Annotated in this window: 14 protein-coding genes; 7 read left to right on the forward strand and 7 right to left on the reverse strand. The window is 58.0% G+C overall.

Going from position 1 to position 14,773, the window contains the following annotated elements; all coding sequences use genetic code 11:
• Nucleotides 1–17: 17 nt before the first annotated feature.
• The 4 genes from glyA to ACZZ0A_RS21415 all read left to right on the forward strand — a co-directional run bounded on the left by glyA (nt 18) and on the right by ACZZ0A_RS21415 (nt 4,384).
• Complete coding sequence (glyA, locus tag ACZZ0A_RS21400; RefSeq protein ID WP_007909785.1) at nt 18–1,271, forward strand: serine hydroxymethyltransferase; 1,254 nt, start codon at nt 18–20, stop codon at nt 1,269–1,271.
• Nucleotides 1,272–1,548: 277 nt separating this feature from the next.
• Nucleotides 1,549–2,862 (forward strand): C4-dicarboxylate transporter DctA, encoded by a 1,314-nt coding sequence (locus tag ACZZ0A_RS21405; RefSeq protein ID WP_095114065.1) that lies wholly within the window; start codon nt 1,549–1,551, stop codon nt 2,860–2,862.
• 87 nt (nt 2,863–2,949) lie between these two features.
• On the forward strand, nt 2,950–3,654 hold the full coding sequence (locus ACZZ0A_RS21410; protein ID WP_007909780.1) for a FadR/GntR family transcriptional regulator: 705 nt from the start codon (nt 2,950–2,952) through the stop codon (nt 3,652–3,654).
• A 19-nt stretch (nt 3,655–3,673) separates the two neighbouring features.
• Entirely contained in the window at nt 3,674–4,384 is a 711-nt protein-coding gene (locus tag ACZZ0A_RS21415; protein WP_463543701.1) for a GntR family transcriptional regulator, read from the forward strand.
• A gap of 98 nt (nt 4,385–4,482) precedes the next feature.
• Here the strand turns inward: ACZZ0A_RS21415 and yjiA are convergent, their stop codons facing one another.
• The 3 genes from yjiA to ACZZ0A_RS21430 all read right to left on the reverse strand — a co-directional run bounded on the left by yjiA (nt 4,483) and on the right by ACZZ0A_RS21430 (nt 7,898).
• Nucleotides 4,483–5,454, reverse strand: coding sequence for a GTPase (yjiA, locus tag ACZZ0A_RS21420; protein WP_150775718.1), 972 nt, complete (start codon nt 5,452–5,454; stop codon nt 4,483–4,485).
• A gap of 164 nt (nt 5,455–5,618) precedes the next feature.
• Nucleotides 5,619–5,816, reverse strand: coding sequence for a YbdD/YjiX family protein (locus ACZZ0A_RS21425; RefSeq protein WP_003228401.1), 198 nt, complete (start codon nt 5,814–5,816; stop codon nt 5,619–5,621).
• A 15-nt stretch (nt 5,817–5,831) separates the two neighbouring features.
• The gene (locus ACZZ0A_RS21430) at nt 5,832–7,898 is read right to left on the reverse strand and encodes a carbon starvation CstA family protein (RefSeq protein ID WP_007909776.1); all 2,067 of its coding nucleotides are present in this window, start codon (nt 7,896–7,898) and stop codon (nt 5,832–5,834) included.
• Between the two features lie 159 nt (nt 7,899–8,057).
• Between ACZZ0A_RS21430 and ACZZ0A_RS21435 the strand changes: the two genes are divergently transcribed.
• Nucleotides 8,058–8,426, forward strand: a complete 369-nt coding sequence (locus tag ACZZ0A_RS21435) for a PilZ domain-containing protein (protein WP_007909775.1) — start codon at nt 8,058–8,060, stop codon at nt 8,424–8,426.
• A 126-nt stretch (nt 8,427–8,552) separates the two neighbouring features.
• Here ACZZ0A_RS21435 and radA read toward each other — a convergent pair whose 3' ends face one another.
• Genes radA through katB form a run of 3 tightly spaced genes read right to left on the reverse strand, consistent with a single transcriptional unit; the run spans nt 8,553 to nt 12,109 of the window.
• Complete coding sequence (gene radA, locus ACZZ0A_RS21440; RefSeq protein WP_007909773.1) at nt 8,553–9,920, reverse strand: DNA repair protein RadA; 1,368 nt, start codon at nt 9,918–9,920, stop codon at nt 8,553–8,555.
• A gap of 43 nt (nt 9,921–9,963) precedes the next feature.
• Nucleotides 9,964–10,509, reverse strand: coding sequence for an ankyrin repeat domain-containing protein (locus ACZZ0A_RS21445; protein ID WP_463543702.1), 546 nt, complete (start codon nt 10,507–10,509; stop codon nt 9,964–9,966).
• 58 nt (nt 10,510–10,567) lie between these two features.
• Entirely contained in the window at nt 10,568–12,109 is a 1,542-nt protein-coding gene (gene katB, locus ACZZ0A_RS21450) for a catalase KatB (RefSeq protein ID WP_007909771.1), read from the reverse strand.
• Nucleotides 12,110–12,395: 286 nt separating this feature from the next.
• Between katB and mscL the strand changes: the two genes are divergently transcribed.
• Nucleotides 12,396–12,809: a large-conductance mechanosensitive channel protein MscL gene (mscL, locus tag ACZZ0A_RS21455; RefSeq protein ID WP_007909770.1), complete on the forward strand. Its 414-nt coding sequence runs from the start codon at nt 12,396–12,398 to the stop codon at nt 12,807–12,809.
• A 45-nt stretch (nt 12,810–12,854) separates the two neighbouring features.
• On the opposite strand, the gene ACZZ0A_RS21460 is transcribed toward mscL, so the two are convergent.
• Nucleotides 12,855–13,631 (reverse strand): ferredoxin--NADP reductase, encoded by a 777-nt coding sequence (locus tag ACZZ0A_RS21460; protein ID WP_007909769.1) that lies wholly within the window; start codon nt 13,629–13,631, stop codon nt 12,855–12,857.
• Between the two features lie 282 nt (nt 13,632–13,913).
• On the opposite strand from ACZZ0A_RS21460, the gene ACZZ0A_RS21465 reads away from it, so the two are divergent.
• Entirely contained in the window at nt 13,914–14,627 is a 714-nt protein-coding gene (locus tag ACZZ0A_RS21465) for an autoinducer binding domain-containing protein (protein ID WP_176472365.1), read from the forward strand.
• The last annotated feature ends 146 nt before the right edge of the window (nt 14,628–14,773 follow it).

Here is a 14,773-nt window from a genome sequence, read left to right on the forward strand (position 1 = left end):
GATCCTTGAGGACCGCCATGTTCAGCCGTGATTTGACTATTGCCAAGTACGACGCCGACCTTTTTGCCGCCATGGAGCAAGAAGCTCAGCGCCAGGAAGAACACATTGAGCTGATCGCTTCGGAAAACTACACCAGCCCAGCGGTGATGGAAGCTCAAGGCTCGGTCCTGACCAACAAGTACGCTGAAGGCTACCCAGGCAAGCGTTACTACGGTGGTTGCGAGTACGTCGACATCGTTGAGCAACTGGCCATCGACCGCGCCAAAGAGCTGTTCGGCGCCGATTACGCCAACGTTCAGCCGCACGCCGGTTCGCAAGCCAACGCCGCTGTTTACCTGGCCCTGCTGCAAGGTGGCGACACCATTCTGGGCATGAGCCTGGCCCACGGCGGTCACCTGACCCACGGCGCCAGCGTTTCCTCCTCGGGCAAACTGTACAACGCTGTGCAGTACGGCATCGACGCCAACGGCCTGATCGACTACGACGAAGTCGAGCGTCTGGCAGTTGAGCACAAGCCGAAAATGATCGTGGCCGGTTTCTCTGCCTACTCGCAAATTCTCGACTTCCCGCGTTTCCGCGCCATCGCTGACAAAGTCGGTGCTTACCTGTTCGTCGACATGGCTCACGTAGCCGGTCTGGTTGCCGCGGGTGTTTACCCGAACCCGGTGCCTTTCGCTGACGTCGTGACCACCACCACGCACAAGACCCTGCGCGGTCCACGTGGCGGTCTGATCCTGGCGCGCGCCAACGCCGACATCGAGAAGAAGCTGAACTCCGCGGTATTCCCGGGCGCCCAGGGTGGCCCGCTGGAGCACGTGATCGCCGCTAAAGCGATCTGCTTCAAGGAAGCGCTGCAGCCAGAGTTCAAGGCCTACCAGGAACAAGTGGTGCTGAACGCCCAGGCCATGGCCGAAGTGTTCATCGAGCGCGGTTTCGACGTGGTTTCGGGCGGTACCAAGAACCACCTGTTCCTGCTGTCGCTGATCAAGCAGGACATCTCCGGTAAAGACGCCGACGCCGCTCTGGGCAAAGCGTTCATCACCGTGAACAAGAACTCCGTGCCAAACGATCCACGCTCGCCGTTCGTCACTTCCGGCCTGCGCTTCGGTACTCCGGCTGTAACCACTCGCGGCTTCAAGCAAGCCGAGTGCAAAGAGCTGGCCGGCTGGATCTGCGACATCCTGGCTGACCTGAACAACGAAGCGGTGATCGACGCCGTTCGTGAGAAAGTCAAAGCCATCTGCAAGAAGCTGCCGGTATACGGCGCTTAATTGCGACGTTAAATCTGCACCATGAAAAACCGGCCAAGTGATTGGCCGGTTTTTTTTCGCCTGAATATTTTCAAACGCCTGAACCGCTCAAGAATGGGACTTGCCGCACAACTGGTCAGACCGGTCATGCCAATTCGTCATTTTTCACTTGCGATCAAAGAAATCCAGCGCCTAGACTGCGCCTGCACTGGACATACCGGTAAGACCACAATAATTAAGTTCTGAATCTGATGCGTTCAAGCGCACGGCAGCCAGGACACCGACCAGGATTCCTCCCATGCTCAGATGGTGCTCGCGTTCAATCTTCCTCCAAGTGGTTCTCGGACTGATGCTCGGCATCGTCTGCGGGCTGACCCTTCCTGAATACTCGGCCCAGCTCAAACCGCTCGGCGACGGCTTCATCAAACTGATCAAGATGCTCATCGGCCTCATCGTGTTCTGCGTGGTGGTCAGCGGCATCAGCGGCGCCGGCGATCTGAAGAAGGTCGGGCGCATCGGTCTCAAATCGGTGATCTACTTCGAAGTGTTGACCACCATCGCACTGGTGATCGGTCTGGTGTTCGCCTTCAGTACCGGCATCGGCAGCGGCGCGAATATCCATCTGGAGCAGCTGTCGACCGCCGACATGGGCGATCTCGCCGAACGCAGCCAGCACATGCACACCACCACGCAGTTCCTGATGGACCTGATCCCGACCTCGGTGATCGGCGCCTTCGCTGACAACAACATCCTGCAAGTGCTGCTGTTTTCGGTGCTGTTCGGTAGCGCGTTGAATCTGGTCGGCGAAGCAGCTTCCGGGATCTCGCGCCTGATCAACGAACTGAGCCACGTGATCTTCCGGATCATGGGCATGATCGTGCGTCTGGCGCCGATCGGCGTGTTCGGCGCCATCGCCTTCACCACCAGCAAATATGGCCTCGATTCCCTGCAACACCTGGGCAGCCTGGTCGGTTTGTTCTACCTGACCTGCATCGCGTTCGTCAGTGTGATTCTCGGTCTGGTGATGCGTGCCTCCGGCCTGCGCATGTGGCCGCTATTGAAGTATCTGCGCGAAGAACTGCTGATCGTCATGGGCACGGCATCGTCCGACGCCGTGCTGCCACAGATCATGCGCAAACTCGAACACCTCGGCATTGGCAGCTCGACCGTGGGTCTGGTGATTCCAACCGGGTACTCGTTCAACCTCGACGGTTTCTCGATCTACCTGACCCTGGCCATCGTGTTCATTGCCAATGCCACCGGCACACCACTGGCCATGACCGATTTGCTGACGATTCTGCTGGTGTCGCTGATTACCTCAAAAGGCGCCCACGGTATTCCGGGTTCGGCACTGGTGATTCTGGCGGCCACGCTGACGGCGATTCCGGCGATCCCGGTGGTCGGTCTGGTGCTCGTGCTCGCAGTGGACTGGTTCATGGGCATCGGCCGGGCACTCACCAATCTGATCGGCAACTGCGTCGCCACGGTTGCGATCGCCCGTTGGGAAAAAGACATCGACGTACAACGCGCCAACAAAGTACTCAGCGGTCAGCAGGGCTACACCTTTCAGCCGCGTAAAACAGCAACTCCGGCGCACCAGCAGGAGTTCTGATTTAACTCCTGTAGGAGCTGCCGCAGGCTGCGATCTTTTGATCTTGAGTTTGCGGCTATCTCCCCCCAGGCAAATGGAGCAAGACCCTTGATAACCACATCAACCGTCGTCAACTCAGTCGTAGAAAAACTGCGCGCCGCATTGGCCCGTGGCCAGTGGCGCTCCGGCGACATGCTGCCGGGCCAGCGCGAACTGGCCGAACAATTGGGCATCAGCCGCCCGAGCCTGCGCGAAGCAGTGATCGTTCTGGAAACCCTCGGCCTCGTCCGTTCGATGCCGGGCAAAGGCGTGGTCGTGCTCGACGCGCAATTGAGCGATAACCAGAGCCACGACAGCGCGGTGGCCGGCGCCAGCCTCGAAGACGTGCTGCAACTGCGTTATACCCTCGAGCCGTTCATTGTCGGTCTGGTTGCGCAGTCGATCAGCAGCAAGGAAGTCGGCCAGTTGCGCCTGACCCTGATGGACATGCGCGAAGCCCTTGAGGCTGGCGACAGTGAAGCCGGAGTCAGCGCCTACATCGCCTTTCACGAAGAGCTGTTCACCCTGACTTCGAACCCGATTTTCCAGAGCGTCGTGCAGCAGACCAGCAACGCCCTCAAGCAGAGCGCCGAGGTGCTGCGTAATTCTCCAGAACATCTGGCCGAGCGCCTCGAAGAAAACGAAGCGGTGGTCCGCGCCATTCGTAGCAAGAACAGCGCACAGGCCAGTGCGCAAATGCGTCGGCACATTCTGCGCGAAGGTCAACGGATGGGCATCGAGTTGAACATCCCGGACGACAACTTGAGTCGCTGATTTCTATTGGAGACAGGCCATGAACAGTTTCGCCTCAGCGTCACACACTCGCCAGACCACGACGCCCCTGCCCTTCTCCCGCCTGCGCGAAACGGCAGAGGGTCTTTATCCGCGATTGTTCGATGCGATTCTGGAACAGCGCATCGATTCGAGCAGCCGATTTACCGAGGACAGCTTGAAAGAGATGTTCTGCGCCAGCCGCGCCGATGTGCGGCGGGTGTTGACGCAGTTGTCGCTTGAGCACGTCATTGTGCTGCGGGCCAACCATCGGCCGCGTGTGGCAGCACCTGATCGGGAGCAGACACGACAGGCCCTGCATGCGCGGCGGCTGGCCGAAAGCACGCTGGTACATTTGGCCTGTCAGCGCGCGCAAGCGGAAGGGTTGAAACGCTTGCGCGGGTTGATCGAGCGTGAGCGTCAGGCTGTCGAGCAGGATCGGCGTGGTGCGGCGATTCGCTTGTCCGGGGAGTTTCATCTGCACTTGGCGCAGATGGCGGGGAATGCACCGTTGGCGCATTTTCTCGGCAGTCTGGTGCCGTTGACGTCATTGGCGGTTGCGCGAAGTGAGCGTCAAACGCACAGCTGTTGCGCATGGCAAGAGCATTTGGCATTGGTTGAAGCGGTGAAAAATCGGGATGCTTCCAAGGCCGGGATGCTGATGAATCGGCATCTGGATCATCTTGAGCAGACGTTGCTGGGTTCAGATCGTGAACATTGTGCTGTCGGTTAGATCGCTTTCGCGAGCAGGCTCACTCCTACATTTGAAACGCGTTCCCCTGTAGGAGTGAGCCTGCTCGCGATGGCGTCATCATTGACACTACAAACCCATCAGGCAGAAGCCACCCTGGCAAACCCCGCCCGAATCTTTTCTTCCGGCAAGTCATCGGCAATAAACACAATCACACTTTCCCGCGCCTCACCCTCGGCCCATTCAGTGTCCCAGTCGAAACCGTAAAGCTTCAACACACCCTGAAACACCAAGCGCCGATCCTCACCCGCAATGTTCAACACGCCTTTGTAACGCAGCAATTGCTTGCCGTGTTCTTCCAGCAGTTCATTCATGAACTCGCTGAGCTGATCGATATCCAGCGGCTGATCGGTGCGCAACACCAGACTGGAAATGCGATCAATCGACGGTGCCTTGCTCACTGGGCGAAGGCTCAATCCGCCGCCAAGATCGGCATTGAGGTTGAAGCCACGCACATCCAGCAGTTCAGCCAGATCAATGTTGCCATGTTCAACCACGCGGACTGGCGCGCGACGGTTGATTCGCGTCAGGCGTTCGCTCAACGCGTTGAAAGTCGCCTCGTCCACTAGATCAGTCTTGCTCACCAGCAAGCGGTCGGCGAAACCAATCTGCGCCTGGGCGATGGTCTGGGTCAGGTGCACGTCCGCGTGGGCGGCATCGACCAGGGTGATGATGCCATCGAGCAGGTAACGCTCACGCAGTTCTTCGTCAATAAAGAAGGTCTGCGCCACCGGCGCCGGATCGGCCAGACCGGTGCACTCGATGACCAAGCGATCAAAGGCGATTTCGCCGCTGTCCAGCCGTTCAAGCAGCAGATAAAGCGCTTTGGTCAGGTCGGTGTGAATGGTGCAGCACACGCAGCCGTTGGCCAGGGTCATGACTTGCACCGGTTCGTCACCCAACAGCTGCGTGTCGATACCGGCGTCACTGAATTCGTTTTCGATCACGGCGATTTTCAGGCCGTGCTCGGCTTTCAAGATATGGCGCAGCAAAGTGGTCTTGCCGGCGCCGAGGAAACCGCTGAGTACCGTGACCGGAATGGGAGAGGACAAAACTCGATCTCCTTTACAAAATGAATGAACAACACAAAAACAACTGTGGGAGCGAGCCTGCTCGCGAAAGCGGTGTACCAGTCAAATCATTCATCAACTGACACTCCGTATTCGCGAGCAGGCTCGCTCCCACAGGGGGATTACCTCAACCTTGCGCTGTCAGCTCAACAGCACTTCGGCCCACCCTTGCCACCGTAACGGGCTTCCTGACGTTCGCGGAAGAACATCTCGTAGCTCATCACCGGTTTGTCCGGGTGTTTGGTTTGCATATGCTCGACGTAGGTGTCGTAGTCGGGCATGCCGACCATCAGGCGCGCGGCCTGACCGAGGTATTTACCGAGGCGACTCAGGTCATTGAACATGCTGCAATCCTCTGGTTACGCATCCGGCAGAGCCTGGAATGGCGATTCTTTATCCGTACGCTCTTTTTTGCCCCAGGCGGCGATGCCGACCTTGAGCGCGTAGAACAGGATACTGAAGACCACGAACAGGAACAGCGCGGTGAGCGTTGCGTTGGTGTAAGCGTTGAAGATCACGTGCTGCATCTGCTCGACGCTTTTTGCCGGGGCCAGCACCTGACCATTGGCCAGCGCATCGCTGTACTTCTTGGCCAGCGACAGGAAGCCGATCGCCGGGTTGGCATCGAACAGTTTGATGAAGCCCGCCGTCGTGGTGCAAATCAACAGCCAGGTGGCTGGCAGCAAGGTGACCCAAATGTAGCGCTGACGCTTCATTTTGATCAGCACCACGGTGCCGAGCATCAGCGCGATACCGGCCAGCATCTGGTTAGAGATACCGAACAGTGGCCACAGGGTGTTGATGCCGCCCAGTGGATCGATCACGCCCTGGTAAAGCAACCAGCCCCACATTGCCACACAACCGGCGGTGGCGATCAGGTTGGCGGTCCACGATTCAGTACGCTTGAGCGCTGGCACGAAAGAGCCGAGCAGATCCTGCAGCATGAAACGACCGGCACGAGTGCCGGCGTCGACTGCGGTCAGAATGAACAGCGCTTCGAACAGGATCGCGAAGTGGTACCAGAACGCCATGGTGTTTTCACCCGGCAGGACACTGTGCAGGATCTGCGCGATACCGACCGCCAGGGTCGGCGCACCACCGGCACGGGCGAGGATGGTGGTTTCACCAATGTCATGCGCCACGGCTTGCAGCGCTTCCGGCGTGATCGCGAAGCCCCAGCTGGAGACCACTTGCGCAACCGAAGCAACGTCACTGCCAACCACAGCGGCCGGGCTGTTCATGGCGAAGTACACGCCAGGCTCGATCACCGAAGCGGCAACCATCGCCATGATGGCGACGAACGACTCCATCAGCATGCCGCCGTAACCGATGTAACGGGCGTTGGTTTCGTTATCCAGCAGCTTCGGCGTGGTGCCCGAAGAAATCAGCGCGTGGAAACCGGAAACCGCACCGCAAGCAATGGTGATGAACAGGAACGGGAACAGACCGCCCTTCCACACCGGGCCAGTGCCATCGACAAACTGGGTCAGCGCCGGCATTTTCAGCTCGGGCATGGTGATCAGAATACCGATCGCCAGGGCGACGATGGTGCCGATCTTGAGGAACGTCGACAGATAGTCACGCGGTGCCAGAATCAGCCAAACAGGCAGCGATGCAGCGACGAAACCGTAACCGACCAGCATCCAGGTAATCTGCACGCCGGTGAAGGTGAACGCCTTGGCCCACACCGGATCAGCGGCAATCTGCCCACCGAGCCAGATCGAACCCAGCAGCAGCAACACGCCGACCACGGAGATTTCGCCGATACGGCCCGGGCGGATGTAGCGCATGTAAATGCCCATGAACATCGCGATCGGGATGGTCGCCATCACGGTGAAGATGCCCCACGGGCTCTCGGCCAGCGCTTTAACCACGATCAGCGCCAGCACCGCGAGGATGATGATCATGATCAGGAAGCAGCCGAACAGGGCGATGGTACCGGGAATGCGGCCCATTTCTTCACGCACCATGTCGCCCAGGGAACGGCCGTTGCGCCGGGTCGACATGAACAGAACCATGAAGTCCTGCACCGCGCCCGCCAGCACCACACCGGCAATCAGCCAGAGCGTGCCGGGCAAATAGCCCATCTGCGCCGCCAGCACCGGGCCGACCAGAGGTCCGGCGCCCGCGATCGCGGCGAAGTGGTGACCGAAAAGAATGTGTTTGTTGGTCGGCACATAGTCCAGACCGTCATTGTTGAGCACGGCGGGGGTCGCCCGACGCGGATCGAGTTGCATCACATTGTTAGCGATGAACAGGCTGTAGTAACGGTACGCAACCAGATAAATGGCCACGGCTGCGACCACGATCCACAAGGCGTTGATCGCCTCGCCGCGGCGCAATGCCACTACGCCCAGGGCGCACGCTCCTACGATTGCCAGCACTAGCCAGGGTAAGTGGCGTAGCAGGCTATTATTATTTTTCATTTTATTATTCCAGCCAGGGTGGACAAGAAAGACAGCCACCCCGAGTTTAGCGCTTACGGCGCCAAAGGCCATACCCCGACGTTGGTCTAGACGCTTTAGCGATTGGCTGGCGCCCGCATTCGCGGTCTATAGTCAGCGAACCTTCATGAGGATTGCGCCATGAGCGAACACCCAGCCAACCGTCGTCGCTTCAAACGTATTGCGTTCGATGCCAGAACCGAGCTGAGTCAGGGCGATTACATCTGGCCGGTCAAGCTGATCGACCTGTCGCTCAAAGGATTGCTGATCGAAAGGCCGGAGCCGTGGTTGGGGGATGCGGAGAAGGATTTTTTCGTCGACATTCACCTGAGCGATGACGTCGATATCAAGATGGATGTGCATCTGGCACACGAAGAAAATAACCAGTTGGGCTTTGTCTGCCGACATATAAGCCTGGAATCGATCCAGCGCTTGCGGCGCCTGATCGAGTTGAATCTGGCGGATGAGGCCGAACTGGAGCGCGAGTTGGCTGCCCTGATCGAAATCTAGAATCCACAATTGAACCCTGTGGGAGCTGGCTTGCCAGCGATAGCGATTTCAGACTCGACGAATATGTCGACGGACAGAACGCAATCGCTGGCAAGCCAGCTCCACAGGTTATGCAGTGGGTTCAAGTTATTCGAAGAGCGCGTCGAGAGCCTGTTCGAGGCGGGTCACGGCAATGATCTGCAGGCCTGGCGGAGATTCCTTCGGCGCATTGCCCTTGGGCACGATCGCCCGTTTGAAGCCATGCTTGGCCGCTTCCTTCAAACGCTCCTGCCCGCTCGGCACCGGCCGCACCTCACCGGACAGCCCCACTTCACCAAATACCAACAAATCATGCGGCAATGGCCGGTTGCGTAGGCTCGACATCACGGCCGCCATCAGCGCCAGGTCTGAAGCCGTCTCCAACACCTTCACCCCACCCACGACGTTGAGGAACACATCCTGATCGTGAGTCGGAATTCCGCCGTGGCGATGCAAAACCGCAAGCAACATCGCCAAACGGTTCTGATCCAGGCCCAACGTCACCCGTCGCGGGTTGGCCAGATGGCTGTCATCGACCAGCGCCTGCACTTCCACCAGCATCGGCCGAGTGCCTTCCCACGTCGCCATGACCACACTGCCCGGGACTTCTTCCTGCGCACGGGTGAGAAAAATCGCCGAAGGGTTGGAGACTTCTTTCAAACCCTTGTCGGTCATGCCGAACACACCCAATTCGTTGACCGCGCCGAAACGGTTTTTCACCGCACGCAACAAACGCAGACGCCCATCGGATTCGCCTTCGAAATACAGCACGGTATCGACCATGTGCTCGAGAACCCGCGGACCGGCCAGTGCGCCTTCTTTGGTGACGTGGCCGACGAGGAAAATCGCCGTACCGCTCTGCTTGGCATACCGCACCAGCAGCGCCGCGCTCTCACGCACCTGAGAGACGCCACCGGGAGCCGATTGCAACTGTTCGGTGAAGATCGTCTGGATCGAGTCGATCACCATCACCTTGGGTTTTTCCTGACGGGCCGTGGCGATGATGGTTTCGATGCAGGTTTCGGTCATCACCCGCAGTTGATCCTGCGGCAAGCCGAGGCGCCGGGCACGCATGGCCACTTGCTGTTGGGATTCTTCGCCGGTGACGTACAGGGCGGGCATGCTTTTGGCGAGGTTGCACAGGGTCTGCAACAGGATCGTCGACTTGCCGATCCCCGGATCACCACCGATCAGCACCACCGAACCGTCGACCAGACCGCCGCCAAGGACCCGGTCCAGTTCACCGGACGCGGTGGAGAAGCGCGGAATCTCTTCGATGCTGACTTCGGCCAGGGTCTTGATCTGCGCCTGCTGCCCGGCCCAGCCGGTGCGGCCGGTCGGCGCCGTGGCCCCGCCGCTTTCGATCATGGTTTCAGTCAGGGTGTTCCAGGCGCCGCACTCGCCGCACTGGCCCGCCCATTTGGGAAAGGTTGCGCCGCACTCAGTGCAGCCGTACATGCGCTTGGCCTTGGCCATCTGGATCCCCCGGCAAAAACCGCGATGATAACGCAGCCACCGCTCAGCGCGGCGTGGCGGTGCGGATTTCGCCGTTGGCCAGACGCGCGGCGCTGTTGCCCAGCGGATCTTCGGCATTCAGGTCCGCGCCCTTGGCCTTCAGTGCATCGAGCAATTCCAGACACTTGAACAACCCGGCGTACATCGCCGCCGTCTGCCCGGCACCGTTACGCTGGTCGGGGCTGCAATCGGTGGCCATCAGGCGTCGGGCGATCTGTAGTTCACCTTTGAAAATGGCCCCCATCAGCGCGGTGTTGCCGCGTTGATCCTGGGCACAGGCATCGGCGCCAGCAGCGAGCAAACGTTCCACCGCCGGTGCCTGACCGTGATAGGCCGCCAGAATCAGCGCGGTGTAACCCTTGCTGTCACGAGTGTCGAGGGAATAGCCGGACTCGATGAACGTGTCGAGCATCGGCACATCACCGCGCCGGGCCGCGTCGAAATAGTAGTCCTGTAACTGGGCCTTGATCGCCTCGGGAGTCTGCTCGACCGGTGCCGCCCATGCCGCGAACGACAGACAACTGGCCAACAGTAAAAGACAGGTTCGCATCGTAGTCTCCTTGCACGGAACGGGGCCTGGCTCAGGCCCCGTGTGCGCTATGTCGGTATCAGTCGACCAATTTGGCCGCCAGCGCCTTGACCCGGCTGAGGTCACCCTTGGCCACTTCCGTGACGCCGGTGCCGTATTCCGGATCGGCCTTATAAAGGAAGGACAGGATGATGTGCTTGCTCTCGTCATCGGTGGTCGCCAGCGAGCCACCGAAGCTGTCGATCAGGTCCCGGCGTTCCTTCTTGCTGAACGAGCGATACAGATCGCCGGCCTGCTTGAAGTTCTGCTCACGCTGGATCTTCGCCTGCTGCGTGCTGCCCGACAGCGCCAACTGGCTGTAACGCGCGCCTGGCGTCTCGTCACGGGGTTGCAGTCGGCTTGGCTGGTAGTTCACACCACTGTTGCTGGCGCCGAAGTTCATCGCGCCATCCTGGTTGCCATTGTTCACGGCAACTTTCGGCGCATTGATCGGCAATTGCAGGGCATTGGCACCCAGGCGATACATTTGTGTATCGGCATAAGAAAACACTCGGCCTTGCAACAAACGGTCTTCAGAGGGTTCGATACCCGGAACAATATTCGCCGGCGCCATGGCCACTTGTTCGGTTTCCTGGAATACATTTGCCGGATTACGGTTCAATACCATTTGTCCAACTTTTCGCTCAGGAATACCTGGCCAGATCTTGGTCGCGTCTAATGGATCAAAATCAAACTTGGACAAATCTTGTGGTTTCAGCACTTGAATGTACAAGTCCCATTTCGGGAAGTTACCTTTATTGATGTTGCTCACCAAGTCATTGGTCATGTGACTGTAGTCCTGACCCTGAACTTTCGCGACTTGCTTTGGCGTAAGGTTATTAAGTCCCTGCAAACTCTTCCAATGGAACTTGACGTAGTGAACTTCGCCCTTGGCATTAATCAACTTGTAAGCGTGTACGCCGTTGCCGTCCATTTCTCGATAACTGGCAGGCGTTCCCGAGTTCGAATACAACTCGGTCAAGGTACGGGTGGCTTCCGGTACATGGGAGAAGAAATCGAATCGGCGCGAATCGTCATCAAGGTTGGTCCGCGGGTCCGGTTTGAACGCGTGCACCATGTCGGGAAACTTGATCGCGTCGCGGATGAAAAAGGTCGGGAAATTGTTACCGACCAGATCCCAGTTGCCGTCGGCGGTGTAGAACTTGGTGGCGAAACCTCGCGGATCACGCAGGGTTTCCGGCGAGTGATTGCCGTGCACCACCGCAGAGAAACGCACGAATACCGGCGTTGTCTGACCGGCGGCAAAGACCTTGGCCTTGCTCAGGTCGCTGAGATCGTTGGTCACGGTGAAGGTGCCATGGGCGCCGGTACCGCGGGCGTGAACCACACGCTCGGGAATGCGCTCACGGTCGAAACGCTGCAGCTTCTGAATCAGCTGTACATCCTGCAGCAGCACCGGGCCGTTGGCGCCGGCGGTCTGCGAGTTCTGATTGTCGCCGACCGCAGCCCCGTTATCGCGGGTCAGGGGCGCGGCGTTTACGGAGAAGGTCAACAGGCTGGCGGTGAGTACACCGAGGGTGCGGCGACGGGGAAAAGCCCCCAGTCCAAGTGCGGAGTTCATATCAGGATCCTCTGGTTATTTTGGGGCGCATCCAGATGCGCCAAGCCAAGGCTAGAGGCCTGCGACGTCGAACATAAATAGAAAGAACGTAACGCCATGATTGAGAAAATTGGCTGTTCGATCAGCGAGTTACCGTATATTTCGCGCGCGATTGATGGCACTTTGCAAACTAATCGCCGATTGATGTGTCGATAAAAACGGGCATTGTAAGAAGGTGTTTCGCGCAGGACGCGTTTTGCTGATTTACACTGCGTACACCAAACTCATCTGTAACAAGGAAATAACTATGGGCGTGCTAAGTGAGTTCAAGGCCTTCGCGGTCAAAGGCAATGTGGTCGACATGGCCGTCGGTATCATCATCGGTGCGGCCTTCGGCAAGATTGTTTCGTCGTTTGTCGGTGACGTGATCATGCCGCCAATCGGCCTGCTGATCGGTGGGGTGGATTTCAGTGACTTGGCCATCACGCTCAAGGCCGCCGAGGGCAATGCCCCTGCGGTCATGCTGGCTTACGGCAAGTTCATCCAGAGTGTTCTGGACTTCGTGATCGTCGCTTTCGCGATCTTCATGGGCGTCAAAGCCATCAACCGTCTCAAACGCGAAGAAGCCGTGGCCCCTACCCTGCCACCGGTTCCGACCAAGGAAGAAGAGTTGCTCGGCGAGATCCGCGACTTGCTCAAGGCCCAGAACACTCGGCCTTGATCCTTTGCACGATAGTAACAACGGCGCCTTCGAGGCGCCGTTTGTTTACCAGTAGTTTTCCACCGCCACCTGACCGGGCCGACGCGTCAGGCTTAGGCTCATGTGGCGCTTTTTCAGCAACGCGCGCGTGTCATCGATCATCTGCGGATTGCCGCACAGCATGACCCGCGAGTGCTCCGCCGACAGCGCCACGCCCGCTGCGCGCTCCAGCTCACCGCTTTCAATCAATGTGGTGATGCGCCCGTGCAGTGCACCGGGGTGCGCTTCACGCGTCACCGTGGCGATGAACTGCAATTTGTGCGCGTATTCGCTGAGGTATTCACGCTGCGTAAGTCCGGCAATCAACTCCTGATAAGCCAACTCCCGCGCTTCGCGCACGCTGTACACCAGAATGATGCGCTCGAATTTCTCCCAGACTTCGAAGTCCTGCAGGATCGACAGAAACGGCGCCACCCCGGTGCCTGTGGACAAAAGCCACAGATCGCGCCCGTCGACAAAGCGATCTAGCGTCAGGTAGCCGAATGCCTGGCGATCCACCAGTAAGGTGTCGCCGACCTGCAACCGGCTCAGCTCACTGGTGAACTCCCCGCCCGGCACGACGATGGAAAAGAACTCGAGAAACTCGTCAAAAGGCGACGACACCATCGAATACGCGCGCCACACGATGCTGCCATCGGCTTTGCTCACACCCAGCCTGGCGAACTGCCCAGCGCGGAAGCGGAAACCGGCATCCCGGCTGGTGCGCAGGGTAAACAGGCTCGAGGTCAGGGGTTGGACATCGAGCAACGTCTGCGTGGTGTACTTCTCTGCGCTGGCAGTCATGGGGCACTCCATTGAACGATTGCCGACAGTGTCGCGCAAATTAACTGGTCTAAACACTGATGATTGGTAATGACATTCAATCAATTAAGCAAGTCGGCAGTATTATCAGATGACAAGATCAATATAAAAATCGCGCATCCTAAGAACGCTTTATGGATATTTGGCTATCTGCAATCTCGAAAAAATTTAAAGCTTATTGTAAGAAACATCCTACACTTCGTTTCGTGCCGGATCCTTTGGATCCATTCGGCGCCCCCCGCAACGCCAATGGAGTGTTCAGAGATGGAAACGTGGAAGGAGTCACAGTTAAAAAGACTGACTTTTGCCAACGGAGTAGAGACTGCCTATCCGATATTATTGCAATTCGCAGAAAATCTCGGATTCAATTTTTGTGCAATTTCAGTTGTTTCACTACATCGCGATATGCCTCTTAAAACCTTTCAAATCAACAACTATCCTGACGAATGGAATTCACAATACGAGAAAAACAATTACAGCAAAGTTGACCCACTAATAGCACACTGCAATCACTCGATGTCACCTATTGTCTGGTGCGAGTCGGTATTCGCAAATACTCGACCGTTATGGCAAGGATTACAGCATCACGGTATGCAACATGGCTGGTCCCAGTCGTTCCATCATGAGCAAAGCGGTTTGTGCAGCATTATCAGCCTGGCGCGCAAACACTGTCCGATCAGTCCTCTGGAGCTGTATGAGCACTTTGGTTATATGTTCTACGCCACCAGTCACCTGAGTGAGCTGTTTGCCCGAACCCTGCCGGCAGAGTCCCTCAAACCCCGCCAACCACACCTTTCGCCGCGAGAGCTGGAGGTTCTGCAATTGTCCGCGGGAGGCAAGACAGCCTATGAAATCTCGAAGATCCTCAGCCTGAGCGAGCGCACCGTGAACTACCACGTGCAGAACGTCATCGAGAAGCTCAACGTCTGCAACAAGATTTCCGCTGTCATAGCGGCCGCCAGAGCCGGGATCATCTAGTCGATCCAGCCTTGCCTCCCATAGAAAACTTGCGGGTAATAAAGAAGAAAAAAACGTACCATTCGAGACCCTCCAGAGTGATGACGCGAACGTTAAGCGTTGCATTACACTCGGTCGGTTCCGCTGCACAATGTCAGGGCTGCGGA

It is taken from the genome of Pseudomonas sp. AC242 (assembly GCF_979258655.1).

What these genes read in the sequence shown, in the direction of transcription:
- ACZZ0A_RS21415 (WP_463543701.1), top strand. Translation starts at nt 3,674, where the DNA reads ATGAACAGTTTCGCCTCAGCGTCACACACTCGCCAGACCACGACGCCC.
- katB (WP_007909771.1), bottom strand. Translation starts at nt 12,109, where the DNA reads ATGAACTCCGCACTTGGACTGGGGGCTTTTCCCCGTCGCCGCACCCTC.
- ACZZ0A_RS21435 (WP_007909775.1), top strand. Translation starts at nt 8,058, where the DNA reads ATGAGCGAACACCCAGCCAACCGTCGTCGCTTCAAACGTATTGCGTTC.
- ACZZ0A_RS21430 (WP_007909776.1), bottom strand. Translation starts at nt 7,898, where the DNA reads ATGAAAAATAATAATAGCCTGCTACGCCACTTACCCTGGCTAGTGCTG.
- ACZZ0A_RS21460 (WP_007909769.1), bottom strand. Translation starts at nt 13,631, where the DNA reads ATGACTGCCAGCGCAGAGAAGTACACCACGCAGACGTTGCTCGATGTC.
- ACZZ0A_RS21405 (WP_095114065.1), top strand. Translation starts at nt 1,549, where the DNA reads ATGCTCAGATGGTGCTCGCGTTCAATCTTCCTCCAAGTGGTTCTCGGA.
- radA (WP_007909773.1), bottom strand. Translation starts at nt 9,920, where the DNA reads ATGGCCAAGGCCAAGCGCATGTACGGCTGCACTGAGTGCGGCGCAACC.
- ACZZ0A_RS21465 (WP_176472365.1), top strand. Translation starts at nt 13,914, where the DNA reads ATGGAAACGTGGAAGGAGTCACAGTTAAAAAGACTGACTTTTGCCAAC.
- glyA (WP_007909785.1), top strand. Translation starts at nt 18, where the DNA reads ATGTTCAGCCGTGATTTGACTATTGCCAAGTACGACGCCGACCTTTTT.
- ACZZ0A_RS21425 (WP_003228401.1), bottom strand. Translation starts at nt 5,816, where the DNA reads ATGTTCAATGACCTGAGTCGCCTCGGTAAATACCTCGGTCAGGCCGCG.
- ACZZ0A_RS21445 (WP_463543702.1), bottom strand. Translation starts at nt 10,509, where the DNA reads ATGCGAACCTGTCTTTTACTGTTGGCCAGTTGTCTGTCGTTCGCGGCA.
- mscL (WP_007909770.1), top strand. Translation starts at nt 12,396, where the DNA reads ATGGGCGTGCTAAGTGAGTTCAAGGCCTTCGCGGTCAAAGGCAATGTG.